The organism is Shewanella sp. SM32 (genome assembly GCF_025654235.1).
GTDB classification, from domain to species: domain Bacteria; phylum Pseudomonadota; class Gammaproteobacteria; order Enterobacterales; family Shewanellaceae; genus Shewanella; species Shewanella oncorhynchi.
Genome location: NZ_JAKKRO010000007.1, coordinates 1 through 24962 on the forward strand (window position 1 = coordinate 1; position 24962 = coordinate 24962).

Below are 24962 nucleotides of genomic sequence, written 5' to 3' on the forward strand. Positions count from 1 at the left end.
TTCGACCTAACTCAGTCAAGGTCAGTGTCTTACATTCAATCAGTGCCTTAGAGGCCAGCATCAAGCTGTTTAATCGTTTTAGGTGAAGTTCTGGGCAGTATTGGTGTAAAGAATGTTGTAGGATATTGGCTTCGCGCATCTTGTTGTCCAAGTGTAGTTTTTAGCGAAACCATTTGATCATGCAACAAGATGCGCTTCCACCCTAATTTGATGATTTATTTGTAAATCATCAGGGGATTCTTCAGAGCAAAGTCACAGATGGGATCATTCCACTCGATTGATATGCCGCTATCATAGGCTATCGACTCGCTTTGAGTTGATAGCCGAATCTGTGGTTTCTGACGTTAGCATTCCTATGAATGCAGAAATCACGCTCCTGATGGAACAGAAATCTTCGATAGTAAATCAAGCAGATAGTACCGTATCTCCTGTGATAGCGGGGGCTTGGAGTCAGTTAGTCCTGCGTAAACATCTTTATTACTTACCGCAGAAAATTGATCTCGACATTGCTAACCAAGCTTATCGAGTCCATGTCTGGCCATTATTTCTTTGGCGTACACGTATTACTTGTGTGGCGACTGGCAGAGTTGTCGTATCCGAATGTTTGGATGTGAGAAGGCGTCGTTCCCTCATCCGTTGGCTATATGCGAGTTTTATAGGATTGTTGCGGGTGCTAAGTTAAAATCGTTAGTTGTTTCAATTTAAAAAATAATACTTACAGTAAATATTATTTAGCCACATAACGAATAACAATAATTTCCATTTTCCGACTCAAGCTGAATCAATGCTGTATGATTTGTATTTTGATAATTTAAATCATGACACTTCAGAATTGCTTATTGTAATATCCGCGCAGTCTAATACTTTCGTTAAATCATTGGGGAATTATGATGAATAAATTATCAATTGTTGCTATCTCTTTATTATCAGCATTAGCGGCCACTCAAGTCTCTGCAGCAACCGACACTACTGGATTTTATGTGGGTGGTGCATTAAATAGAGTCACAGCTGATGCTTTTGATGGTTCAGAAACTGGTACTGGTGTAGGCGTATACGGTGGCTATAACTTCAATGAGTGGTTTGGTTTAGAAGCTAACCTGTTTGCCACTGGTGACTTAGGCGATAAGGATGTTGATATTAGTGCAGGTGCATTAAGCTTCACACCTAAATTTACTGCACAAATTAATGATATTTTTTCTGCCTATGCCAAAGTGGGTATCGCATCTATGGCTGTGAATGTTGATGGCTACGATGAAGACTTTACTGGTTTTGGTTGGACTTATGGTGTAGGTGTTAATGCCGCCGTAACAGAACACTTAAATATCCGTGTAAGCTATGATGTCACTACGGGTGATTTAGATGCAGACCGTAGCTATTTAGGATTAAAAGATATTGACACTGATATTAAGCAATTCGCTGTAGGTATGCATTATCAATTCTAATTTTTTTAGATTTGGCATATTTAATTCATGCCAATGAAAATGAAATGAATTTCAAATAAAAAGGGATGTGAAGATATCCCTTTTTATTGTTTGATTATGAATAAGCTTGTATTGATATAACGAGTAGTAACGTTATTTTATCTACTCAATCCATCGACAGTTCTTTTAATTTCCGCGTTAAGGTATTTCGTCCCCAGCCTAAACGTTTCGCCGCTTCCTGTTTATGGCCTTGGGTATGGCGCAGCGCAGTTTCTAGCAGTATGCGTTCGAACGCGGGCTGCACCTCAGTTAACAGATCGCTGTTTCCTTCCGAGAGTTTTTTGTCTATCCACTCAGTCAGTGCCGATTGCCAATCTTGGCTGCCTTTCGCCGTGTGGGTGACACTCACAGGGTCTTTCAGTAATTCTGGCGGTAAGTCTTGGGGTAAAATTTCTTGCCCCGATGCCATTACGGTTAACCAACGGCAGGTGTTTTCGAGTTGTCGGACATTACCTGGCCAAGGTAATTGGGAGAGTTTTACCGCGGTTTCCTTGGTCATTATTTTAGTTTCTACGCCAATTTCCTTTGCTGCCGAGGCGAGGAAATGGGTAGCGAGCTGGGGAATGTCTTCCCGTCTTTGTGACAGTGGCGGCAAGTGCACGCGGATCACGTTGAGGCGATGGAACAAATCTTCCCTAAAGCCGCCTTTTTGCACTAATAATTCAAGATCTTGGTGGGTCGCCGCTATGATACGCACATCGACTTGCACCGCATTATGACCACCGACGCGGTAGAACTGGCCATCGGCGAGCACTCTGAGTAACCGTGTTTGTACGTCTAACGGCATATCGCCGATTTCATCTAAAAAGAGCGTGCCACCGTTTGCTTGTTCGAAGCGACCTTGGCGGACATTGGCTGCGCCGGTGAAGGCACCTTTTTCGTGGCCGAATAGCTCTGATTCGATCAAATCCTTAGGGATCGCAGCCATGTTCAGCGCGATAAACGGCTTATCTTTACGTGGGCTGTGCTTGTGTAACGCGCCAGCCACTAACTCTTTTCCCGTCCCAGATTGACCATTGATCAGCACGCTGATCGATGAGCGTGAAAGTCTGCCTATGGCGCGAAACACTTCCTGCATCGCTGGCGCTTCACCTATGATTTCGGGTGTTTTGACTTGGGCTTCCTGCGCGGGTGCTGGGCTCTGTTCAGTAGCATGGGTAAGTGCGCGCTCAACCAGAGAGATAGCCTCATCGATATCGAAGGGTTTAGGCAGATACTCAAATGCGCCCGCTTGATAGGCACTCACTGCACTGTCTAAGTCTGAGTGCGCTGTCATAATGATCACGGGAATATGGGGATAATGCACCTGCAATCGTTCGAGCAGGCTTAAACCATCCGTGCCGGGCATACGGATGTCTGACACTATCACGTGCGGTTGCGATATTTCTAATGCCTGCCACAGGGATTCGGCGGCGGCAAAGCTGGCGGTGCTGAGCTTAGCACCTTGCAGTGCCTTTTCGAGTACCCAGCGTATCGAGCTGTCATCGTCGAGGATCCACACTTGTTCACTAATTCGCATCTTGCTTCCTCATACGGTATGGGTAGGTACTGTCGAAATTATTTAGCGCTTAAAATTGGTAATGAAATGATAAATTCTGTGTGCCCAGCGCTGGAGAGGCAATCGATCCTTCCCGAGTGTAAACGGGCAATATTATGGGCAATCGAGAGGCCTAAACCTGAACCTTGCTCACGGCTTGTCACCATGGGATAAAATAATGTGTCCATTAGCTCAGGCGGTATACCGGGGCCGTTGTCGATAATCGATAGGGTTAACACTAGCTTGTGGCGCTGTGATCCTATGGTGACTTGGTGTTGAGTGCGAGTGCGGATCAAAATCTCGCCCCCCGTATGCTCAAGTGCTTGCACCGCATTTTGTAAAATGTTCAGCACAGCTTGCTGCATTTGGTCAGGATCCATCTCGATATCGGGAATGGATGGATCGTAATCCCGTTTGAGCTGGATGTTAGCGGGCAGCGCCATTTCAACTAACTTATAGACCTTTTGCACCACTTGATGGATGTTGTGCAGACTGTGCTGTGTCGGCCTTTGCGGGCCGAGCAGACGGTCCACTAAATTACGCAGCCGATCGGCCTGCTCTATGATGAGTGTAGTGAATTCCTTCAGCGCCGGATCATCCAGCTCCCGCGATAATAGCTGCGCCGCACCGCGAAGGCCGCCTAAAGGATTCTTGATTTCATGGGCTAAGTTGCGCACCAAAAACTGCGCCGCTTGTTGCTGTGCATCTTGACTCAGTTGCTGATGAATGCGTCTTTGTTGGTCGACTTGGCGCAGTTCGAGCAGGCTGAGCTCTGCCTCATCATCGAGGGGAATAAGGGTTAAATCAACGGTATGATGTTGGCCATCGAGCGTGACTAGTGCTGCCGTATTGACCGTTAAGCCTTGGCCGGCTGTTACTGCATCCATTAATAGCTTGGCGTCGACACCGAGGATTTGATAATGCTCAGGCAAAGTTTGTTCTACGAGTCTATGGCTACCAACACCTAATAATTGCTCTGCTGCTGCGTTGGCATAACAAGGCTTGAGATCCTTATCTATGACAAGTACAGCGGTAACTAAATGATTGAGCAGTGTCTCTTTATCCATCGACCATTCCTAGAAATAGGGTTGCACCACTATGGTGCACCAATCTGGTGCAAGCTGCAACTTGTCTTCATCAAACGGTTTAGTCAGGAGGAGTTAATCTAACTTCATGTATTTAAAGTTTTTATACTAACTTTTACTATACAAATAGTGACATTAACGCTTAGCTGCTTGATGAAGAAATATCTTTCTTGGTGAACTTGATGCAAAGACTTTGCCGTTTTGAGTCAAAGCGTCAACGACTAAGGTATGTTCACCTCTGTCGATGTTTTTGAGTTTGAAGGTACCGCCAATTTGCGGCTGACCGACGGGGTTGCCATCGAGCTTGAGGGCCATCAAATACTGACTTTTTAGCTCTGGGGTGATAGTCGCAACGACGTCGAAATCGCCATTGTTATCTCTGACGGTTTCCTCTTCGGTCGGAGAGGTAATATTGACTTGATATTGAATAGATTCAATTGCTTGATTTGAGCTGTTTAAGTCTGTTTTGGGCAGAGGAAGGGCAATTTGATTTAAGGTCTTATCTTTTAGCTCAACGACTTGGGCATTTGGCTGCTGCTCATCGGAGTAATGGACTTTGCCATCTTTATCGACCCATTTATAAACAGTCGCTTGCGCTAACATGCTAAATAGCACTAAGCCGATGAGTGTGAGTGAACGCATGCTAAAGTCCCTGTAGCCTTGAGATAGAGTTAATCAAGATTAGTCTCTTTTACATCAAAAATCATGGTGTTTGTTGCGCTAAGTGGTTAAGGACGTCACCACAGAGAAGGTATAAAGTCGACAGAAAATGGGGAGGCAGAAACAGGGGTTAGTTAAAGTGGGTTAAGCTCGGGCACTAACATGTGCCCGAATTCTATCCATCAATTAAAGGCTTGCATCGAGTTGTTTCTCGATCTCACTCGCTTTGACCCAAGCGGCATGTTGGGATAATTGAGTGGCATAGCGTTCAATGTGTTCAAATTTCGCGAGATCGCCACTGTTCGCCAGTAGTTCTACAACAAAGGACATCATGATATCCGCACCCGTGAGCTTGTCTGCAACAAGATAGATTTTATCGGCCAACATATCATTGAAGTAATGGCTTATCTTACTGACTTCTATCGCCGCATAACCTTCAAGGAAATTGGTTTTACAACCGTCCTTTTGCACGAACATACGCAGTAACAAAGGCAGCATGGCTGAGCTTTCGGCAAAGTGTAGCCATTGCAGATAACTGACATAGTCTGCGCTGTCTCTGGCGGGGGCTAAGGTATCCGCCGCATATTTTTCAATAAGATATTCGGTGATCGCACCCGATTCTGCTATCACTTGACCGTCCATTTCGATAACGGGTGATTTACCTAACGGATGAATTTGCTTAAGTTCGGGTGGCGCGAGAAAAGTCTGGCTATCACGTTGATAACTCTTAATTTCATAGGGTTGACCGAGCTCCTCTAGCAACCAGATGATACGTTTAGAGCGTGATTTATTGAGATGGTGCAAGGTGATCATGGGCTTTCCTTTGGACAGTGAGAGTACATTTTGGCTGTCGCACCATTATGGTGCGACAGCTCTTTTTAACGCATTTAGCACACTTGTGCGCCTGTCTTTGTTCATTCCAAGCTGAGCGTCCGTATTTATCGCTTAGCCTCTCGCATTCAATTGCGCAACTATGGTTTCGGCTACGGCTTCGGATGATCCCGGATTTTGGCCTGTGATCAAATGGCCATCTGCGACGACAAAGCTTGTCCAGTCATCACCTTTGACATAATTGCCACCATTTTTCTGCAGCATGTCTTCAACCAAAAATGGCACGACATGAGTGAGTTGCACGGCTTCTTCTTCAGAGTTGCTGAAACCGGTAACACGCTTGCCGCTGACCAATGGCTTGCCATCACTGGTTTTAGGGTGCAGCAATGCAGCAGGCGCATGACAGACGAGCCCTAGGGATTTATTGGCTTGATAAAACTGTTCAATCAAGACGATAGAATGTTTATCTTCGGTAAGATCCCACAGTGGACCGTGGCCGCCCGGATAAAAAACCGCATCATAATCGGCTGCATTGATTTCACTTAAGCGAGTGGTATTCGCTAGCAGTGCTTGAGCCTCAGGATCTTTGCTAAAGCGCGCAGTGGCTTCGGTCTGAAAGTCTGGCTCATCACTTTTTGGATCGAGTGGTGGTTGACCGCCCAGTGGCGAGGCTAAGGTAATGTCAAAACCTTTATCTTTAAAAACATAAAAAGGTGAGGCAAATTCTTCGAGCCAAAAGCCGGTTTTTAAACCCGTATCACCGAGTTTATCGTGCGACGTGAGTACCATTAATATATTCATTTTCATGCATTTACCTTAGTTGCTCACATCAATCTGTGTGAGCTTTGGGTTTAGTTCATTTGACGTTAGAGGGCTAAAGTCAAAATGTCACGGCTCATGGCTGGGTCAATATTGCCATGTTCGCCGAGTGCCACCATGCCGTGCAGTTCAAGCTGTTTCACTACAGCATCAACGTGGCTGGCATCGAGATCATAGGCAGATAAATGTGTCGGTATGCCCATGGCTTCGAAGAAAGCCTTGGTTTTTGCGATAGCGGCGTCGATACGCTCGTCATCTGTACCTGTGTTGATGTGCCACACACGGTCGGCGTACTGGAGTAGCTTTTCGCGTTTAGCCTCTTTTGTACATTGCAACAGGGCTGGCAATACGATTGCCAATGTGCGCGCATGGTCGATATCGTAAAGTGCAGTTAGTTCATGGCCTATCATATGAGTTGCCCAGTCGTGGGGAACACCGACGCCAATCGTGCCGTTGAGTGCCATAGTGGCAACCCACATTAAGTTAGCGCGAATGTCGTAATCTTCGGGTTGAACTAGCACTTGTGGACCAAGCTCAATCAAGGTTTGTAAAAGACCTTCGGCAAATCTGTCCTGCACGGCGGCGTTAACGGGGTAAGTTAAGTATTGCTCTGTGATATGTACAAAAGCATCGACAACACCGTTGGCCACTTGGCGCTCCGGTAGGGTGAAGGTTTTAGTCGGATCGAGTATTGAGAATTGTGGATAAACCAAATCATTACGGAATGGCAGTTTAGCCTGTAGTGATTTACGGGTTACTACGCTGGCGTTGTTCATTTCGGAACCCGTCGCAGGTAAGGTTAAGACTGAGCCAAAAGGCATAGCTTGAGTCACATTGGCGCCCCAGCTAGTGAGAATGTCCCAAGGTTCACCTTCAAATACCGCTGCAGCGGCAACAAATTTAGTGCCATCGATAACCGAACCACCGCCAACCGCGAGGAGGAAGTCGATATTCTGCTCACGCACTTGGGCGACGGCTTTCATTAAGGTTTCATAGGTTGGGTTTGGCTCAATGCCATCGAATTCGACGACGAAACGATTGCCCAATGATTGTTTAACTTCGTCTAACGTGCCTGTTTTTCTAGCACTGCTGCCGCCAAAGAGGATCATCACTTTAGCATCGCTCGGTACTAGAGAATCAATTTCGGCGATAGTGTCTTTACCAAAACGGATGCGGGTCGGGTTGTAATAGTTAAAATTTAGCATGGATGATGTTATTCCTATTATTACTTTAAATGAGCAGCGTTAATTGAGCTGCATTAATTAATCGCCCGTTAAATTAGTAGACCAGTCGTCTAATTTTGGGGCGTGAAAATGTATTCTTTAAAAATCTGGGCTGATCGATATCAGCAGATATTAGTTTTGAGTCGGTTTAAATTAAGGAACCGTTTTGGGTGTTAAAATGGCTTTAGTCGTTACGAGTGCACGTTCGAGTGCCGCAGGGCTGTGGCCCAACTTGTTCATTAAGCTGGCGCCTAACCACATGTGATACAACATTTCTGCGGTCGATTGCGGATCTTGCTCGGCGATTGATCTATCGGTTATGCCCACTTGAACACAAGTTGTTAACCTCTCTATGATACCGGCGGAACCTTTAAGTAAGGCAACACGCATGGCTTCGGATAAATCGGCCACTTCGGCGCTGAGTTTCACGACTAGACACTTTTGATCTACGCAGCCATCGGCTTGTACGTGCAACCATTGTTGCCAGTATTGCATCAAGCGTTGATGTCCTGTCAGTGTCGAGTCATTGAATAATGCGTCTAAATCGAATTGATATTTTTCAAAATAATCAGTAATAAGCGCTTCGCCAAATTGTTCTTTGGATTTGAAGTAGTGATAAAACGAGCCTTTTGGCACTTCGGCCGCCTGCAGCAGTAGGGATAAGCCGACGCTGGAGAAGCCTTTGCGTACGATCAGCTTGTAGCCGATGTCGAGAATGTGCTGGCGAGTGGATTGAGTTTCAATTTTCATGTGGGATAGGATAAATCAAATTAGACCGGTCGTCTAGTGTTGTTTTTATCGGCGATTTCAACACATTCGATTTAGTATGCTTTGCATTGTGAGTTTTACGCTGCCTTGAGCTAGGTTAATAAAATTGCAAAATTGATAAATGTCAGATGGATAGGGCATTCTGATGGTGAAATGGTGAAATGGTGAAATGGTGAAATGGTGAAATGGTGAAATGGTGAAATGGTTCGGTAGGACAACATACTCACAGTGCTGAGATAAACCGTCACTGTGAGCATTCTATTCACGATTGATGTGAAATATTAATCGTACTGCCACTCAATCGAGATGATTAGAGGTAGCTACAGCAATATTCGGCAATGGCAGTATTGCGGATTTTAAAGCTAACATTCGCAGCCAGCTCAAATTGAGTGCCTTCGCTAAACTCCTGCCATACAGAGCTCTCCGGTAACAACACCTCAAAACGGCCACTGGTGACTTCCATTATTTCGCCTTGGGAGGTTGAGAACTCATATTCCCCTGGTAATACAACACCTAAGGTTTGCTTGCTGCCATCGGCAAAAAATACGCTACGGCTAGCCACTTTGCCATCAAAGTAGATGTTGGCTTTTTTAGATACTGACACTTGCTCGAGTAAACTCATTATTAATCCTCTATAAATTGGCTTGGGGTGAATTTATATGCATATTTAATAAATTTCAATGCATCATTTGTCGCATGGATGTGCGCATTCAATATAAGTTGATGCTAACGTTCAGTTTATTGCTTATTTCCCACTATATCATTTTGTGTGAAATGGTCGGTATGGTGTGGCTGTCATTTAAAGTTATTAATCATTTTTCTACTTAAAAATAATGAGTTGTCGGAATTTTAGTGAACTTTTGATGAAAATAGTCGGCACCGCTTTGTTTAGCTGAGATTCTTCTCCTATAGTTTTAAGGCAGGTTTGATTCTGCAAAGATTGAAGGAATGGAATTCGACGCGCGACAAGGAGTCTCACCATGGGTTTTACTCGTAAAATTCAGCTTATCAGTTTATTGATTGTCCTATTACCCCTCATATTTGCCACCGCAGTAGTGACTTACATTGCTCGCGATGAATTGTTTGCCGAGGCTCAGTCTCGTTTAGTGGCTGTGCGTGAGATCAAGCAACGGCAGATTGTTGGCATGTTTCAGGACTTTTCCGATAACCTGCAGGCCGTCAGCGCCGTAATTGCCAGCCAAAAAAGCCTCGATACTCTTACTGACATAGATCAAACCTTGCAGTCATTAAATAAATCCCTCGGTTTTTATGACCTATTTATTATTAGTGACGATGGCACCGTTTTATATACAGTGGCGAAGGAGTCTGATTTCGGCACCAATTTGCGTACTGGACCCTTCCATGATTCGGGATTAGCACAGTTATTCAATAAGGCATTGGGATCGGCGGGCACAGTATTACTACAAGATTTTTCCGCATACGCGCCTTCAAATGGTCAACCTGCGGCATTTATTGGCCAGTCGATTCAGTTTAATCAGCAAAGATTGGTGGTGGCGGCTCAAGTATCAATCGATCGCATTAACAGAGTTATGCAAATTCGTGAGGGTATGGGTCAAAGTGGTGAAACTTATCTCATTGGCCCAAATAATCGCATGCGTTCTGATTCCTTTCTTGACCCCATTAATCGCACTGTTACGGCTTCGTTTGCGGGAACGGTAGCTCAGAATGGTGTTGATACGCTGGCGGTAAAGGAGGCGCTGGCTGGTAAATCGGGTGTGATGCAAGTGAATGACTATAACAATAATCCCGTTTTATCCGCTTATTCTCCTGTCGTTGAGCTCGGTTTACGTTGGGGTTTGATGGCTGAAATTGATGTGAGTGAAATTGCTGCTCCCGCCTACCGTATGATGTTTATCGGTTTATCTGTTTGTGCAGCAGCCTTAGTGTTGGCATTCGCTGCCGCTAAGCTAGTTACAGGGTTTGTATTAAAGCCGCTCGGCGGTGAGCCTGAGGACATGTGTAACTTGACCAGTATGATCGCCTCTGGCGATTTAACTCATAATTTACCGCATGTTCAAACGGATAATCACCTGATGAGTTGGTTGGCGCGGATGCAAACTAAGCTCAAAGAAATCATCAGTCAGCTGGTGGGCGTTGGGCATGAACTTGAATCTGCCGCCGAACAAAACTCTGCCGCCATGACCCAAGCCGATTGCAGTATTCAGATGCAGGCTAAAGAAACTGATATGTTGGCCACTGCAGTTGAAGAAATGAGTTATGCCGCAGCTGAAATCAGCACGAATACGATGAGATCCTCCGATGAAGTGTCCGCCTGTACCCATTCGAGTGAAATTCTTTCGCAAAACTTGGCCAGTACTCGTAAAAGCTTAAAAGTGACCTTGAGTAGTTTTGCAACTATTCATCAACAGGTGGGCAGTCTTGAGGCGGATAGTCAGAAAATCGGCTCAGTATTGGCGGTGATAAATGCGATTGCGGAACAAACTAATCTCTTGTCTCTTAATGCGGCGATTGAAGCAGCGAGAGCTGGCGAGCATGGTCGTGGATTTGCTGTGGTTGCCGATGAGGTGCGTCAGTTAGCAGTGAAGGTTCAATTAGCAACTCAGGATATTGGGCAAGTGTTAAAAGGTATTCAGCAACAGTCAGGTGTGCTGGCGTTGCATAGTGTGACTTGTTCCACTGAAGCCTCTAAAACCGCAGAAGATGCGGATGGAATGCAGACCGCGGTGGATGATATTGCTTTGCGCTTAGAAACCTTAAAGGCATTAATGATTCAAACCGCAACCGCTGCGGAAGAACAAACAACGGTTTCGGCGACGATTGCGCAGGGGATTGCTGGCTTAAGCGTGGCGGCGGAGGAAAATAGTGCGGCTATCAGCCAAGTAGCAGCAAGTACGCGGAGTCTGTTGGGGTTAGCAAATCAGCTTGGTTTAACAACGGCACAGTTTAAGGTGTAGATATTTTTCGCTGCATTTACAGTGTTCTCACCTTAGTTGGTGCTGTAAATGTGACTGAGCTGGATGTTACACATCCGCCAGAAATGGATTTCTGGCGGATATTTTTATTAGGACTTCAGTTGGTTATCCCATGAGTGAGCATTAACGTTTACGCCAAATTGTCATTTCTGAGATGGAATGTTGGAATTTACGTTTAGTCTCGCGGATCACGAAGGGGATTTCCTTCACTGCGACCAGCTCAAATTTGCCGATCAAGGTTTCGGTCAAACCATCTAAGGTGGTGAAGTTCTCTCCTTTGACTTTAACGCCACCTAACCATTTATCCTTGGGCGTATAATCTTCAAGCCAAGTGTATGGCGAGGCAATCACAAGGTATCCACCTTGATTAATTCGCTGGGCAATACTGGTTAAAAAGTGTTTAGGCTCGTTCAACCTGTCGATAAGATTTGAGGCATAAACCAAATCATAACCTGTGTAGATGGGCTTTAAATTACAGGCATCACCTTGCATAAAGTTGACCTTTTTCGCCTCAAGCTCATATCCCAGTTTTACGAGACTCGCACTCTTAAATTCCTGTAAGTCGCCTTCGGTACGTATGGTGTAACGTTTTTCACCTTGTTCTGTCAGCGCATAGGCCTGTTGAATAAAGCGCGCCGAGAAGTCGATACCATCAACATGATCAAACACTTTTGCCAGTTCGAAACTCGCGCGGCCAACGGAGCAGCCGATATCGAGGGCTTTAGCTGTATGAGTCAATTGAATTTCACTCAGCGCTTGCTGCACACCATTGACGCAGAAGTTAGCAACCCCGAAATATTCGGCGCCATAGTGGAATTCAAGGTATTGGGAAATCAGTTCATCCGTTTCGTACACATTGACCTCGGCCATTTGAGCTGGATTTTGGGGGGATTCCACATAGCGAAAGCCCGCGTGTTGATAAAAATGTCGACGAAACGCATAGCGTGACGAAGCTATTGCCTCATTACCCGTAGAGATCCACGAGCCGCCTTTGATGAGATTATGTTTGCCATCGAAGGTTGGGGTGGAGAAATCATCGTAAAGTGGGTGTACGGCGAAGCCGTCAAAACCGTCGATTGCGCTTTCTGTCCATTGCCAAACATTACCGACAATATCGAAAAAGCCATTATGTTCGAAGCGATTCACTGGGCAAGAAGAGGCGTAATAAGCCAAAGCAATATTGCCCGGCACTTCATGCCAATCGGGCGCATCGGCGGGCACATTCTCGCGTAAGATGTACCACTCAGCTTCAGTTAATAGACGTATATTGCTTTGCTTTTGTTCGGCTTTCCAATTACAGAAGGCCTTAGCTTCGAGCTGATTCACTTCAACAGGCCAGTTTAATGGCAGCGGAATTTCTTCCACTAAGTTACGTTGCCACCATTTATCTTGTCTTAAGCGCCAAAAACGCGGCATTTGTGCTTGGGTATAGGCAAGCCAAGCTTGGCCTTCTTCATTCCAAAATTGGTGTGAGCGATAGCCGCCAGCCTCGACGAATGCGAGATATTCTTGATTCGAGACTAAGAATTTAGCAGCCTTAAAGTCATTAACGTTAAATATTTTATGGCCGTATTCATTGTCCCAACCGTAGGTTTGGTCTTGTTCAGTTTTGCCTAAGGTCACTTTTTGCCCTTTTACAGCCAATAAACTGTTGGTCTCGGCAGGGGCGGTGTCTTGGCACGCAGGCCAGAGGTGGTTGGGCGCGACATATTCCAGCGGCAGTTGGCGGATGATCACCGATGAGGTTTCTAAATGAATACGCTCATGTTCAATGCCCATCAAAATGATCCAAGCTGGACTATTTTGAGTGATAGGTAACGCTAGAGGCATTTCATCGATAACACGATTGATGACAGCATTAACTTGTTGGCGATAGCTTCGCACCTCTGCCACATCCGGCCACGGATAATGTTGTTCGTTCAAATCATCCCAAGACATCTCATCGACACCAATGGCGAACATGGATTCGAAGTTGTCGTTTACTCGTTCATCGAGAAATTTACCGAGTTTGAGTTTGTTGATATAGAAAGTGGCCGTATGGCCAAAGTAAAAGATTAACGGATGGCGCAGCGGCTCGGCTTTGAGGTAATAGGCGCTATCTTCTTGGATCAAATCATACAGAGACTCGTATAAAGCCCATGTCTGATTAAAGTATTGCTTAAGCTCTTGACGCTTTCCGGCCTCAGTTTCACCAATGAGCTTAAGGGTTTGAGGGGGTTGCGTTATGGGCTTATCCATAGGCAAGTAAACTCCGTATTTATCGGCCTGCGGTGCAAGCATGGGAAGATTAATCTATCGTGTGTGACTCTATACGCGATTACTGAGCTCAGGATCACTTTGTCAGCTTAATGTGTCGGTTTGAGGCAAAGTGTTTTACAAACTAACAGAAAGACCAATTGAGTCCAACATCAGTGCTGGAGCTTAAAGCATCTCAGGTATGACCCTCTGGTTTGGGATTATCTTACAAAGAAAGTGATGCTATCCCTTACAGGGATTAAAATTATTTTATCCCTGAAGAGTATTTTCTCTGTCGGGGTTAAGGCAGAATGATCCCGTCCGTAAAATTATTATGCAGGATATAACGGGATGACAATTAACGCATTATGGATACCCGCCTGGTATGAGCTTGATCCGTCGATCGTAGTGGGTGTGACTGAGGAGTTTGTTTTTCACAAGACTGCCGCAAACGAGGCGTTAAAGTTTTACAGCGGTGCAAAGGAAAACGATGCCGTTAAGGCAACCGGAACTATTTCGGCCATTAAGCACAATGTCTTGGGGGACATTGAAAGTGTCGATGCGCAGGGGCTCGATTATACGCTTGTGTTGCAAGATGGACGGCGTTTGTTAGTCAACGCAGAGGAAAACCCTGGCTTGGTTTATGAGTGGGTTGATGATAGTTGGCAGCCTTCAGATATGGTCATTACAGATTGGACATTAACAGTACAATTTGCGTCTTTATCACCATTGACGCCAATAAAGTAATTGAAGGTTTATCGTGAGTAACTAGATGGCAAAGTGCAGTTAGCGCTCGGGATCCGAGGTTGACTGCACTTTTACTTGTTCAGCAAGTTGTTGGTATTCTTGTTTGATTTCTGCAATATAAACATCGTGAAAATTCAATTCATTAAATTCATCTATACAGAGCTGATAACGGCGTAGCTGCTCAGATTTTTCTTCGGCGGTATCCCATATTTCCATTAGCATAGCGTTTGATTCCATTCATAAATTTAATATATGTATCCAGCATGCATTTTAACTATGTCTACTGATAATTAATCGAGTCGGCTTCAAAATGGTTACGCTTCATTTTGTCCTGAGACGTTATCTTTTCTATAAATCTATTTTAAACAAAGTGTTAGAGTTAACATCTATGTTATACCGTATGAGTGGATAACTGTTTTCCTCATCTTCTTCGGGACAAATGCTTACATCAAGGCGCTGCCATATCCTTATAGTGTTTCTATCTCGATGATTGGATTGTGCCTGTGAGCATTTTGCTCTAGATTGATATTTCTTTGTTTTTATCTTCTGGCCTTGATGCTTTTTTGCCCTTTGGAGCCGTGTAATGGCTAATATTCTGTTAGTTGCCAATCTCAACTGTGATCGGATCTTACTGCTTGATAAACCTTTAAAAACAGGTGGACGTTTCCATTATCAAGATGGCGGCCAAAGGCTCGGCGGCGGTGGGGCAAATACCGGATTAGGTTTAGTCTGGGCAGGGCATAGCGTCGCGCTGGTGAGTCAAGTGGGCCGTGATGACATGGGGGATTGGCTCATTGCAGAAGCCAGTACTCAAGGGCTCGATTGTCGTTTAGTGCAGCGCCGTGCCGGCAATACATGCGAAATGCTGCTTGTAATGACGCCAGATGGCGAGCGCACCATTATTCGGCCACAAAGACCCATATTTGAATTATCTGTACCGCCGAAATGGCAGCCATGGGACGCGCTGTATTTTAATACTTCCGCTGAAGGCTCTGTTAGCTGGGCAAAAACAGCTTTAGAACATTGTCTTGTGGTCGCGCAATTAGCCAAGGACGACAGACAGAGACCTTGTCATATTTTATTGGCCTCCATGAGTGATATTCAGGGGCGTTGTGATGGCGCATCTTGGGAATATGGCAAAAGCATTGGCGGCGATTGTCTGCGTTACTTTATTGTCACCGATGGTATCAATGGGGCTAAGGTTTACACGCACGATCAAGTGCAGCATGTTGCTGCTATCCCTGCCACAGTTGTTGATACCACAGGCGCGGGTGATGCCTATGCGGCAGGGTTGATCCACAGTCTCTGCATCGGCCAGTCGATTACTGAGGCCATGGCAGAAGGGGCGATTTGGGCGGCATTTGCGGTGGCAACTGATAGTTCTATTCCGGGTGAGGCACTAAAACAGTATTTAGAGGCGAAGCAAATCGCATGATAAATCTGCGGGCGACCAGTTTGAGTCATCTTTTTGTCATACGGCCTTGCTAGAGTATGTCTTGTGGCGCATAGCTTGTCCCTTAACGTTTTCTTGTACTTTTCTCCCATTTATTGGTTAGTATGTTTTTGCCTCGTTTCCCCAACGAGGCATTTTTTTGCTCAAAATAAAGTTATTCCATCGTAGAACGCCAATACGACAGAAATCTTGTGCGGCCATGGCGCAATTGCGTTAACATTTATTCAACTAAAATAGTTATCGTTAAATTAAAATAATAAGCCACTCAAGGTGTTCTGTAGTCTTTGGAGTTGAGAATGGGCAATAACGCTTGGAATGATAAAAATAAATTTATTTGGCTTCTGTCTGTTTTGCTTTTGGTCGCCTTTTTAGTGACCAGCGGTATCAGTTACAAAGTGGCCCATGATTCACTGAGCCAACAAATAGAGAGCAATACCTTACCGCTCACAAGTGACAATATTTATTCAGAAATTCAACAGGATTTGTTACGACCCATCTTTATTTCATCCTTGATGGCGCAGGATACCTTTGTTCGGGATTGGACCTTAAGTCATGAGCAAGAGCCCGAAAAACTCATTCGTTACCTTAAGGAAATCCAAGAGAAATACGGTACAGTCACTAGCTTTTTTGTGTCTGAGAAAAGTCGAAATTATTACCATTCCACGGGCATTTTAAAAAAAATCCAAGATGTAGAGCCTGACGATGCTTGGTATTTTCGAGTGCGCTCTTTACCCGAATCTGAGCATTATGAGGTCAATATTGATGCCGATACGGCAGACCGCAGTAAGACAACCGTATTTGTTAACTATAAAGTTTTTGATTTTGAAGGAAAATTCATTGGTGTTACCGGTGTGGGGTTGGCGGTTGAAAAGGTTAAAGCCTTAATTGAGTTATATCAAAAGCGTTATAACCGCCGAGTGTTCTTTACCGACCGGCAAGGTAATGTCACTTTGCATGGCGATCAATATGACGGTACGGATTCGCTGCAAACGAACGTAGGGCTTGATAATTTGGCTACGCGTATTTTAACCAGCCCAAGTGCCGCCTTCAGCTATCAGAAAAACGGGAAAACGGTTTATCTCAATAGTCGCTTAGTTCCTGAGTTTAAGTGGTATTTAATTGTTGAGCAGGAGGATGCGCCACAGGAGCGGGAACTGTTAAATACGTTTTGGGGTAATTTGGCGTTAAGCCTAATGGTGACTCTAGGTATTTTATTCATCTCAAACATGACCTTAGGTCGTTATCAGCGCAAACTAGAAATTATGGCGTCTACCGATAAGCTCACTGGCGCCGCTAACCGTCAGGTGTTTGATGAGTACTTTAGGCAGGCGTTAGATAAAGCTAAGCAGACACAATCGCCGATTTCAATACTCTTGTTGGATATCGACCACTTTAAAAAAGTGAACGACAGTTATGGGCATGGGATTGGTGACTTAGTATTAAAAACCATGACTAATATGCTGCGTGGCTTACTACAACAACAGGATATTTTATGTCGCTGGGGCGGTGAGGAGTTTTTAATTTTACTCCCTGAGATGGATTTATCCCGAGCGGCAGAACTGGCAGAACAGATCCGTGACCTCATTTCCCAGCGGGAAATTAAAGTGAATGGATTGCACATTTCTATTACTGCCAGTATTGGTGTTGCTGAGCATCAAGTGCAAGAGCCCGCGGAGGATCTTATTAAACGTGCCGATCTGGCCTTGTATCAGGCAAAAGAAGCGGGCCGAAATCAAGTGGTGTTAAATCATTCATAGACTCTACTCGGTTCTTCTTGGCAGCAATGTTTAGTCTACCTTTGTGGGTTATGGCGCGGGTTGATTGTGTTATTGGCGTATCGCGGTTTACACTCTGACAGTAATGCGCGATAGGTCATTGATTTGGAGTTGCTGATGTCAAAGTTGTTGATTAATAAATTGTCTGGATTGTACTTAGGAACCCATCTTCAAGAAATGTCCGGTGTTGCTACGGGGATTGATGGTAAGCAAGCAGCTCAACAACTGTTAGTGCATATCGACCATGTTGAAGGGGACACGCAGGCCGATCCAAAACACCATGGCGGCCTTGATCGCGTGCTACATCATTTCCCCCGCGAGCACTACGGCCAATATCGTCGTTGGGACTTAATCACCCAGCTCGAAGATGCGCCCAGCATGGGAGAGAACATTAGCACAGTTGGACTGAACGAAACTCAAGTCAATATTGGCGATATCTTGCAAATTGGCGCAGTAAAAGTGCAAGTGACTCAGCCGCGTTCACCTTGTTTTAAATTGAATCTGCAATTTGGTCACAGAGAATTCGCCCTCGCTATGCAGCAAAGCCAATTATGTGGTTGGTTTTATAGAATCTTAACCCCAGGGATTATTCAGTTAAACGATAGGATTGAATTAGTTGAGCGTCGTACTGATATCAGTGTTGCCGAGGCCATGTCACTCTATTTCTCGCCAACGTTTAATGCCAGTGCCTATGATCGTTTAGCTTCCTGCGAGGGATTAGCGCTGAGTTGGGTTAATAGCCTACAACGCCGTTTAGCATTACAGACAGTAGAAGATTGGCAAATGCGTTTATATGGGCCGAGTGGAAAATAAGGCTTTATATTCAAAATGATAAAACAGGGATGACCTATGATTGAACCCGTTACAAAAAGTGATAAAGATTTTGGCTTACTGGTATACGCCTCAAGTTTTATTGGATACCTAGTGCCGTTGGGCTCTATTCTTGGTCCTTTGATCATTTGGCTGATGAAGCGTGAAGAGTCCGCATTTGTCGATCAATGTGGCCGTAGTTGTTTGAACTTTAAATTGAGCCTGTTGATTTATGTGATCATCAGTGGCGTATTAGCTTTGGTCGGAATAGGTTTCATCTTTTTAGCCATACTCGGCATATTCGATTTGGTGTGCACTGTGCTGGCGATTATTAAGGCCAGCGAAGGTAAAGTGTATCGCTATCCATTAACGATTAAATTTATTGCTATGGATTAATTGCCTCTGCGAGTTAAAGAAAAACGCCTTAGATAGAAACATCTAAGGCGTTTTTTATGGCGTAAGTTTTAAGGTTTTACACCTTAAACTTGGCCACTAAGGTATCTAAGCGGTGTGACAGTTGATTCAAGGCTAAACTCGCCTGTGCCGCCGCTTGTGCAGTATTGGCAGTACGTTGAGTAATGTCATTGATTTCAGTGACGTTACGGTTTATGTCCTCCACCACTGTGGATTGTTCTTCCGTTGCCGCAGCAACTTGAATGTTCATGTCGCTGATAAGACCAATGCGATCGCTAATGCCAATTAACGATTTGCTGGCTTCATCGACGGCCACAACGCCTTCGTGGGAGCGGGTACGACTCTGGGCCATCGCATTAACCGCGCGGCTGGCTTCCGATTGCAGCTTGTCGATCATGCCTTGCACTTCATTGGTCGATGCCGCGGTGCGTGAGGCTAAGTTACGCACTTCATCGGCCACGACAGCAAATCCGCGTCCAGCTTCACCGGCACGTGCCGCTTCAATGGCCGCGTTGAGGGCTAACAAGTTAGTCTGCTCAGAGATAGCGCGGATCACATCTAAAATACCACCGATAGATTTAGTGTGGGTCGCGAGGGACTCAATCACTTCACCCACTTGGCCAACGTCTTTTGACAATTGGTTAATGGTATCGCGGGCACGGGTTACCACAACTTGGCCGCTGCTGGCTTCAGTATCTGCATCTCTGGCGGCAACCGCAGCTTGGGCGGCATTACTGGCAATTTCGTTAACCGTCGCGCCCATTTCATTAATGGCCGTTACCACCATCATAGTGCGATCTTTCTGCTCGTGGCTGTCTTCTAAGGTTTGCTGTGCCTGATTCGACACATCCTTAGCCGAGAAACCAAGCTGTTCGCTGGTTTGTGCCACTTCGATGACAGATTCCTGTATCTTGCTGATAAAGCTGTTAAATCCTTTAGCGAGCTGTGCAATTTCATCTTCACCATTGACTGGTAGACGTTGACGTAAGTCACCTTCGCCTTCGCCTATGTCGTGGAACATAGCGGCAACTTGGGCGATTGGACGACTCACTGAACCTGCCACCACGATGGCGAGTACAATAAAGCCCGCTGCAATTATTAGCGTCCAGATTAAGATCTGATAAGCCGCTTCGGTTAATAGTGCGAACACTTCGGCCTCTGGCACCTGTGCGACTAAGTACCAATCCATAGATGCGATATAACTACTGGCAACCAGCATGTTTTCGCCATTGATTTTGGTATTGATCAGATTGAAATCACTGCGGTTTAATAATGAGCTTGAACTCGCATCCTTGTATAAGTTGCTTAGGCTACTCTTACCAATTTGGCTCGTATCTGGGTGGAGTTTTACCTCACCTTTAGCATCCACTAAGTAGACTAAACCAGTTTCTTCAATTTTAAACGAGCTCAGCAAACGCACCATGTCATCGAGTGATTTAGCGAGCCCGACTAAGCCGCGACCATTGGGTTGTTGGTAGTTAATGAAGAGTTTGACTTCGCCGTTGGCCTCAGTAAATACGTTCAACATACGTTCTTGGCCACTGTCTCGGTAACCAAAAAACCAGTCATCCTGCGCAGGAGTGAGCACTCGCAGAAAACCATCTTGAGTGTAGTAGGCGGCAGTTTGTCTATCTGCGTAGGAAGCTTGCGCTAGCTTATACTGACGAGTGATGTCTTTGAGTTGGGCTACGACTTGGGGTTCTTGGGCTTGTGGTCTACCGTCTTCGAGCCATTGCAGTAACATGCGGCTACTGGCCAATTGTTCTGCAGCATTCATCAAAGTGGAAATGTCGAGATCGATCTTATTGCGAATTTGCATCATTAAGCTCGGTAATTCCGAGCCTAACATCCTTTGTTGTACGACATTTTTCGCGCTACGTTGGCTTAATACGCCGACGAGTATGGTCGACAACAGTACTGCAAATGTCACTGTTAATAGAATTTTCTGCTTAATGGTGAGGTTATTAAATATCATAAATATCAATATGCCTGTGTTGGACTATTTTGAGTTATCGGTCAACGCACTCTTGTACGGTAAAAGATTATCGGACAGAAATGTTAAAAGTTAACCTTAGTCTAGGCCGATTGCCGAATAAAACAGCGTATAGAACACTTATTTGGCCTAACCTGTTGGTCTTGCTGTAGATCTAATTATGTAGAGTATAGATGGAAATGAGATGGTGATTGAAAACGAACTCTTTTTTGTGTGGCAATTGTGGCCAATGTCGCGAGTAAGGGCAAGCAAAAAAAGTGAACTATTCGTGTAAAAGGTGAAAAAAAGGCGCTCCACTGAGCGCCATTATTTACATTTATCATCCAAATGTTACATGTTGGGGTAGTTTGGACCACCACCGCCTTCCGGTGTAACCCAAGTGATGTTTTGGCTCGGATCTTTAATGTCGCAGGTTTTGCAATGAATGCAGTTTTGCGCATTGATTACAAACTTGGGTTGACCCGCCTCTTCGACGATTTCATACACGCCGGCTGGGCAGTAACGCTGTGCTGGCTCATTAAACTGAGTCAAGTTAATGCCCAGTGGAATGCTGCTGTCCTTGAGATGTAAATGGCAGGGCTGATCTTCCTCATGATAAGTGCTCGACAGATACACTGAGGACAGTTTATCGAAGCTAAGCTTGCCATCGGGTTTTGGATAATCAATCTTGCTGTAAGCGCTCACAGGTGCCATTTGCGCATAGTCTGGGTGCTCATCACGCAGTGTGATAGGGAACTTTCCGCCAAACCAGTTTTGATCTATATAGTTGAATGCGCCGCCTAAATAGGTACCAAATTTGTGCATCGCTGGACCAAAGTTGCGGGATTTATGCAATTCTTCGTATAGCCAGCTTTCTTCAAGGTGGGTTTGGTAACAGTCGAGATCTTTACCGCCTTCAACCCCAGCCATCATGGCTTTACCTAAGGTTTCTGCTGCAACAATCCCGCTCTTCATCGCAGTGTGAGTGCCTTTGATTTTAGCAAAGTTCAACGTACCCGCGTTGCAGCCTATGATAAGACCGCCAGGAAAACTCATCTTAGGTAGCGAGTTTAAGCCGCCTTTAGTAATCGCGCGGGCGCCATAACTAAGGCGTTCGCCACCCGTTAAATACTTAGCAATCACAGGGTGGGTTTTATAGCGCTGGAATTCGTCAAATGGGCTCAGATGCGGATTTTTGTAGTTCAAATCAATAATAAGGCCGACCGCAATTTGATTATCTTCCATGTGATAAAGGAAGCCGCCACCCGATGCGCCCTCGGTTAATGGCCAGCCACCAGTGTGAACGACTTTGCCTTGTTCGTGTTGTTCGGCGGGGACTTTCCAAATTTCTTTGAAGCCTAAACCGTAATGCTGTGGTGTTTTACCATTATCTAAATGGTATTTTTCGATAAGTTGCTTGCCTAAGTGGCCGCGGCAACCCTCGGAGAAAACGGTATATTTAGCGTGCAACTCCATGCCTGGCATAAAGCTGTCTTTGGGTTCGCCATCGGCACCCACTCCCATATCGCCAATCAAAATACCTTTAACGCTGTTATCGGCGTTAAATAGTAGTTCACTGGCGGCAAAGCCGGGGAATATTTCGACACCGAGTTCTTCTGCGCGATTGGCAAGCCAGCGGGATAGATTACCGACGCTGATAATAAAATTGCCGTCGTTGTGCATGGTTTTTGGCACAAAAGCATTAGGCATGACTCTGCCGTCGGTGGCTGAGCTGAGTAGGTAAATTTCGTCGTGGGTGACAGCGGTTTTTATTGGAGCATCTTTTTCGCGCCAGTCACTGAATAGCTCGTCTAGCACTTTTGTCTCGAACACAGCGCCTGACAGAATATGCGCGCCCACTTCTGAGCCTTTTTCTACCACACAGACGGTAATTTCTTTACCTGAATCCTGTGATATTTGCATTAATCGACATGCCGTGGCCAAGCCAGCTGGACCAGCACCGACGATAACAACATCGAATTCCATTGATTCGCGTTCCATCAGTTCACCTCTTCCTTCACGTTTCCCCGATTTTTATCGAGTGTTGTAGTTTGTAAACGGGCGTTTTATTGCTTGCACCACCTTACCTGAAAATAAGATAAGGTCACAGTGGATTAAGCTGCTGTTTAGTCTAATTCAATACAAATCTTTAGGTGAGGACTGTCACAGATTATTCACGCTAGCGTGATCTAGGTTAATAAATACCTGTTTAGGGGTATAGCTAGTGAGTACTTTCGGCCTATAATCACCGACGACGGTTCTCCGAGCTTGCCTGCCTAAGTCGAAAGATATGGAGGTGTAGCCGTGGTAATAATGCCACCGGGGTGGGATAAGAAATGCTCTCACCTCCCACACTTGGAAAGGTGATCATGTCTCAATTACAAGACAGCTTTGGTCGAAAATTTCACTATTTACGGATGTCAGTCACTGACGTTTGTAACTTCAAATGCAGTTACTGCCTCCCTGATGGTTATCATCCTGAAGGTAAACCAAAATTCTTATCTCTCAATGAGATAGAAAACTTAGTCTCCGCATTTAGCCAAGTCGGCACCCAAAAAATCCGCATTACAGGCGGTGAACCTACCCTGCGTAAAGACTTTACCGACATCATTCGTGTCGTCGCTGATAACCCGCGCATTCATACTATTGCGACGACCACTAATGGATATCGACTCGAAAAGCATGCCAAAGAATGGTTCGATGCTGGCTTGCGTCGTATCAATGTGTCCGTGGATAGTTTAGATCCCAAAATGTTTTACCAGATCACTGGCGAAAATAAGTTTGATGAAGTGATGCGGGGGATTGATGCCGCCTTGTCAGCAGGTTTCGAGCGAGTAAAAATCAACGCCGTACTGCTTAAAGGCTTAAACGATAAAGATTTGCCACGTTTTTTACACTGGATTAAACACACGCCAATCGACCTGCGTTTTATCGAGCTGATGGAAACGGGTCTTGGTCGTGAGTATTTTGAAGCACATCATCTAGCGGGCGCTGACATCAAAGCGCAGTTACTGGCAGATAGCTGGCAATTAGATACGCCAAGCGCCTCCGATGGTCCAGCCCAAAATTTCAGCCGCAGCGATTATCAGGGCCGTATCGGCTTGATCATGCCCTATGCCAATAATTTTTGTGCTACCTGTAACCGTTTACGGGTATCTGCTAAGGGTAAATTGCACTTGTGCCTCTTTACGGAATCCGGTGTCGATTTACGTGATCTGCTACAGCATTCTAACCAGCAAGCGGAATTAATTGAGCGTCTGCACGGTCAATTAGCCCAGAAGAAAGAAACCCATTACTTGCATCAAGGCATCACAGGTGTCACTCAGCATCTTGCCTCTATTGGCGGCTAGACCTGATTTTAGGTCTGTGGCTATAGCCAATTTAGCGCGAGTAAAAGCTCAATTTCCCTTGTACCCTGTTTTGACCTCAATTAAAGGATCGCTCCAATGAGCAATGTATTTACTCATATTAATGCCGATGGCAATGCCCATATGGTCGATGTAACTGAAAAAGCCGTTACCGAGCGCGAAGCCCGTGCAGAAGCTTTTATCGAGATGGCGAGCACGACACTCGAGATGATCATGAGTGGCAGCCACCACAAGGGTGATGTGTTTGCGACCGCGCGTATTGCGGGCATTCAAGCCGCGAAAAAAACTTCAGACCTTATCCCTCTCTGCCATCCGCTGATGCTAACGAAAGTTGAAGTCGATTTAGAGGCACAACCTGAACATAACCGCGTGCGTATTACTAGCCTGTGCAAGTTATCCGGCAAAACGGGCGTAGAGATGGAAGCGTTAACTGCAGCTTCAGTGGCGGCGTTAACTATCTATGACATGTGCAAGGCCGTGCAAAAAGATATGGTGATCTCCCAAGTCCGTCTGTTGGAAAAGCGTGGCGGCAAGTCGGGACATTTTAAGGTTTAGCGTATCAAAAACGAGAGAAGACTATGATTAACGTGTTGTTTTTTGCTCAAGTTCGAGAATTGTTGGGCACAGCTAAATTAAGCCTAGAGGCGAGCGAGCAGACACAAACTGCCGAAGCATTACGGGCAACGCTGGCGGCAACCGACGACAAATGGGCTAAAGTATTAACCTCTGACAAATTGCTGGTGGCGGTAAATCAGACCATTAGCCAATGGGATACACCTGTAAACGATGGTGATGAAGTCGCCTTTTTCCCACCGGTTACAGGAGGTTAA

The 24962-nt window shown here is 45.4% G+C and carries 23 protein-coding genes, 1 pseudogene and 1 riboswitch; of the genes and pseudogenes, 11 read left to right on the top strand and 13 right to left on the bottom strand.

Annotated elements, in window-relative coordinates:
• Positions 1 to 139, bottom strand: a pseudogene (locus L5M10_RS04335) (IS4 family transposase); the annotation flags it as partial.
• 78 nt (positions 140 to 217) lie between these two features.
• Here L5M10_RS04335 and L5M10_RS04340 point away from each other — a divergent pair.
• Together L5M10_RS04340 and L5M10_RS04345 are read left to right on the top strand one after the other, a co-directional pair.
• Positions 218 to 682, top strand: a complete 465-nt coding sequence (locus L5M10_RS04340) for a hypothetical protein (RefSeq protein ID WP_317630136.1) — start codon at positions 218 to 220, stop codon at positions 680 to 682.
• 208 nt (positions 683 to 890) lie between these two features.
• Entirely contained in the window at positions 891 to 1442 is a 552-nt protein-coding gene (locus L5M10_RS04345) for a porin family protein (protein ID WP_263254904.1), read from the top strand.
• A 145-nt stretch (positions 1443 to 1587) separates the two neighbouring features.
• Here L5M10_RS04345 and glnG read toward each other — a convergent pair whose 3' ends face one another.
• The 8 genes from glnG to L5M10_RS04385 all read right to left on the bottom strand — a co-directional run bounded on the left by glnG (position 1588) and on the right by L5M10_RS04385 (position 9026).
• Positions 1588 to 3000: a nitrogen regulation protein NR(I) gene (gene glnG, locus L5M10_RS04350; protein WP_263254905.1), complete on the bottom strand. Its 1413-nt coding sequence runs from the start codon at positions 2998 to 3000 to the stop codon at positions 1588 to 1590.
• 38 nt (positions 3001 to 3038) lie between these two features.
• Entirely contained in the window at positions 3039 to 4085 is a 1047-nt protein-coding gene (gene glnL / locus L5M10_RS04355; protein WP_105251067.1) for a nitrogen regulation protein NR(II), read from the bottom strand.
• Positions 4086 to 4238: 153 nt separating this feature from the next.
• A complete protein-coding gene (locus L5M10_RS04360) occupies positions 4239 to 4745 on the bottom strand; it encodes a DUF4124 domain-containing protein (protein ID WP_263254906.1) in 507 nt (168 codons plus the stop codon).
• Positions 4746 to 4949: 204 nt separating this feature from the next.
• Positions 4950 to 5576, bottom strand: a complete 627-nt coding sequence (locus tag L5M10_RS04365) for a glutathione S-transferase family protein (RefSeq protein ID WP_263254907.1) — start codon at positions 5574 to 5576, stop codon at positions 4950 to 4952.
• A gap of 132 nt (positions 5577 to 5708) precedes the next feature.
• Positions 5709 to 6401 (bottom strand): type 1 glutamine amidotransferase domain-containing protein, encoded by a 693-nt coding sequence (locus L5M10_RS04370; RefSeq protein ID WP_263254908.1) that lies wholly within the window; start codon positions 6399 to 6401, stop codon positions 5709 to 5711.
• Positions 6402 to 6460: 59 nt separating this feature from the next.
• Positions 6461 to 7618, bottom strand: coding sequence for an iron-containing alcohol dehydrogenase (locus L5M10_RS04375; RefSeq protein WP_263254909.1), 1158 nt, complete (start codon positions 7616 to 7618; stop codon positions 6461 to 6463).
• A 171-nt stretch (positions 7619 to 7789) separates the two neighbouring features.
• The gene (locus tag L5M10_RS04380; protein WP_263254910.1) at positions 7790 to 8386 is read right to left on the bottom strand and encodes a TetR/AcrR family transcriptional regulator; all 597 of its coding nucleotides are present in this window, start codon (positions 8384 to 8386) and stop codon (positions 7790 to 7792) included.
• 328 nt (positions 8387 to 8714) lie between these two features.
• A complete protein-coding gene (locus L5M10_RS04385) occupies positions 8715 to 9026 on the bottom strand; it encodes a pyrimidine/purine nucleoside phosphorylase (protein WP_219254978.1) in 312 nt (103 codons plus the stop codon).
• 358 nt (positions 9027 to 9384) lie between these two features.
• On the opposite strand from L5M10_RS04385, the gene L5M10_RS04390 reads away from it, so the two are divergent.
• Positions 9385 to 11340 carry a methyl-accepting chemotaxis protein gene (locus L5M10_RS04390; RefSeq protein ID WP_263254911.1) on the top strand — a complete coding sequence of 652 codons (1956 nt, stop codon included), beginning with the start codon at positions 9385 to 9387 and terminating at the stop codon, positions 11338 to 11340.
• Between the two features lie 141 nt (positions 11341 to 11481).
• Here L5M10_RS04390 and ovoA read toward each other — a convergent pair whose 3' ends face one another.
• The gene (gene ovoA / locus L5M10_RS04395; RefSeq protein WP_263254912.1) at positions 11482 to 13596 is read right to left on the bottom strand and encodes a 5-histidylcysteine sulfoxide synthase; all 2115 of its coding nucleotides are present in this window, start codon (positions 13594 to 13596) and stop codon (positions 11482 to 11484) included.
• A gap of 348 nt (positions 13597 to 13944) precedes the next feature.
• Between ovoA and L5M10_RS04400 the strand changes: the two genes are divergently transcribed.
• The gene (locus L5M10_RS04400) at positions 13945 to 14340 is read left to right on the top strand and encodes a hypothetical protein (RefSeq protein WP_198572490.1); all 396 of its coding nucleotides are present in this window, start codon (positions 13945 to 13947) and stop codon (positions 14338 to 14340) included.
• 39 nt (positions 14341 to 14379) lie between these two features.
• Here the strand turns inward: L5M10_RS04400 and L5M10_RS04405 are convergent, their stop codons facing one another.
• Entirely contained in the window at positions 14380 to 14562 is a 183-nt protein-coding gene (locus L5M10_RS04405; RefSeq protein WP_113941356.1) for a hypothetical protein, read from the bottom strand.
• Between the two features lie 361 nt (positions 14563 to 14923).
• Between L5M10_RS04405 and L5M10_RS04410 the strand changes: the two genes are divergently transcribed.
• From L5M10_RS04410 to L5M10_RS04425, 4 genes are all read left to right on the top strand, one after another.
• Complete coding sequence (locus L5M10_RS04410; protein ID WP_131525131.1) at positions 14924 to 15775, top strand: PfkB family carbohydrate kinase; 852 nt, start codon at positions 14924 to 14926, stop codon at positions 15773 to 15775.
• A 314-nt stretch (positions 15776 to 16089) separates the two neighbouring features.
• Positions 16090 to 17550, top strand: coding sequence for a diguanylate cyclase (locus tag L5M10_RS04415; protein WP_263254913.1), 1461 nt, complete (start codon positions 16090 to 16092; stop codon positions 17548 to 17550).
• A gap of 135 nt (positions 17551 to 17685) precedes the next feature.
• Entirely contained in the window at positions 17686 to 18381 is a 696-nt protein-coding gene (locus L5M10_RS04420; protein WP_263254914.1) for an MOSC domain-containing protein, read from the top strand.
• A 36-nt stretch (positions 18382 to 18417) separates the two neighbouring features.
• The gene (locus L5M10_RS04425) at positions 18418 to 18774 is read left to right on the top strand and encodes a DUF4870 domain-containing protein (protein ID WP_105251079.1); all 357 of its coding nucleotides are present in this window, start codon (positions 18418 to 18420) and stop codon (positions 18772 to 18774) included.
• Positions 18775 to 18850: 76 nt separating this feature from the next.
• Here L5M10_RS04425 and L5M10_RS04430 read toward each other — a convergent pair whose 3' ends face one another.
• Both L5M10_RS04430 and L5M10_RS04435 read right to left on the bottom strand, forming a co-directional pair.
• Positions 18851 to 20767 carry a methyl-accepting chemotaxis protein gene (locus tag L5M10_RS04430; protein WP_263254915.1) on the bottom strand — a complete coding sequence of 639 codons (1917 nt, stop codon included), beginning with the start codon at positions 20765 to 20767 and terminating at the stop codon, positions 18851 to 18853.
• 348 nt (positions 20768 to 21115) lie between these two features.
• The gene (locus L5M10_RS04435) at positions 21116 to 22765 is read right to left on the bottom strand and encodes an electron transfer flavoprotein-ubiquinone oxidoreductase (protein WP_263254916.1); all 1650 of its coding nucleotides are present in this window, start codon (positions 22763 to 22765) and stop codon (positions 21116 to 21118) included.
• A 247-nt stretch (positions 22766 to 23012) separates the two neighbouring features.
• A riboswitch (molybdenum cofactor riboswitch) is annotated at positions 23013 to 23146 on the top strand.
• On the opposite strand from L5M10_RS04435, the gene moaA reads away from it, so the two are divergent.
• From moaA to moaD, 3 genes are all read left to right on the top strand, one after another.
• Positions 23134 to 24114, top strand: a complete 981-nt coding sequence (moaA, locus tag L5M10_RS04440) for a GTP 3',8-cyclase MoaA (protein ID WP_263164940.1) — start codon at positions 23134 to 23136, stop codon at positions 24112 to 24114. It overlaps the preceding riboswitch by 13 nt.
• Positions 24115 to 24210: 96 nt before the next feature.
• Positions 24211 to 24687 (top strand): cyclic pyranopterin monophosphate synthase MoaC, encoded by a 477-nt coding sequence (moaC, locus tag L5M10_RS04445; RefSeq protein ID WP_006079755.1) that lies wholly within the window; start codon positions 24211 to 24213, stop codon positions 24685 to 24687.
• 23 nt (positions 24688 to 24710) lie between these two features.
• Positions 24711 to 24962, top strand: coding sequence for a molybdopterin synthase sulfur carrier subunit (moaD, locus tag L5M10_RS04450; protein WP_006079756.1), 252 nt, complete (start codon positions 24711 to 24713; stop codon positions 24960 to 24962).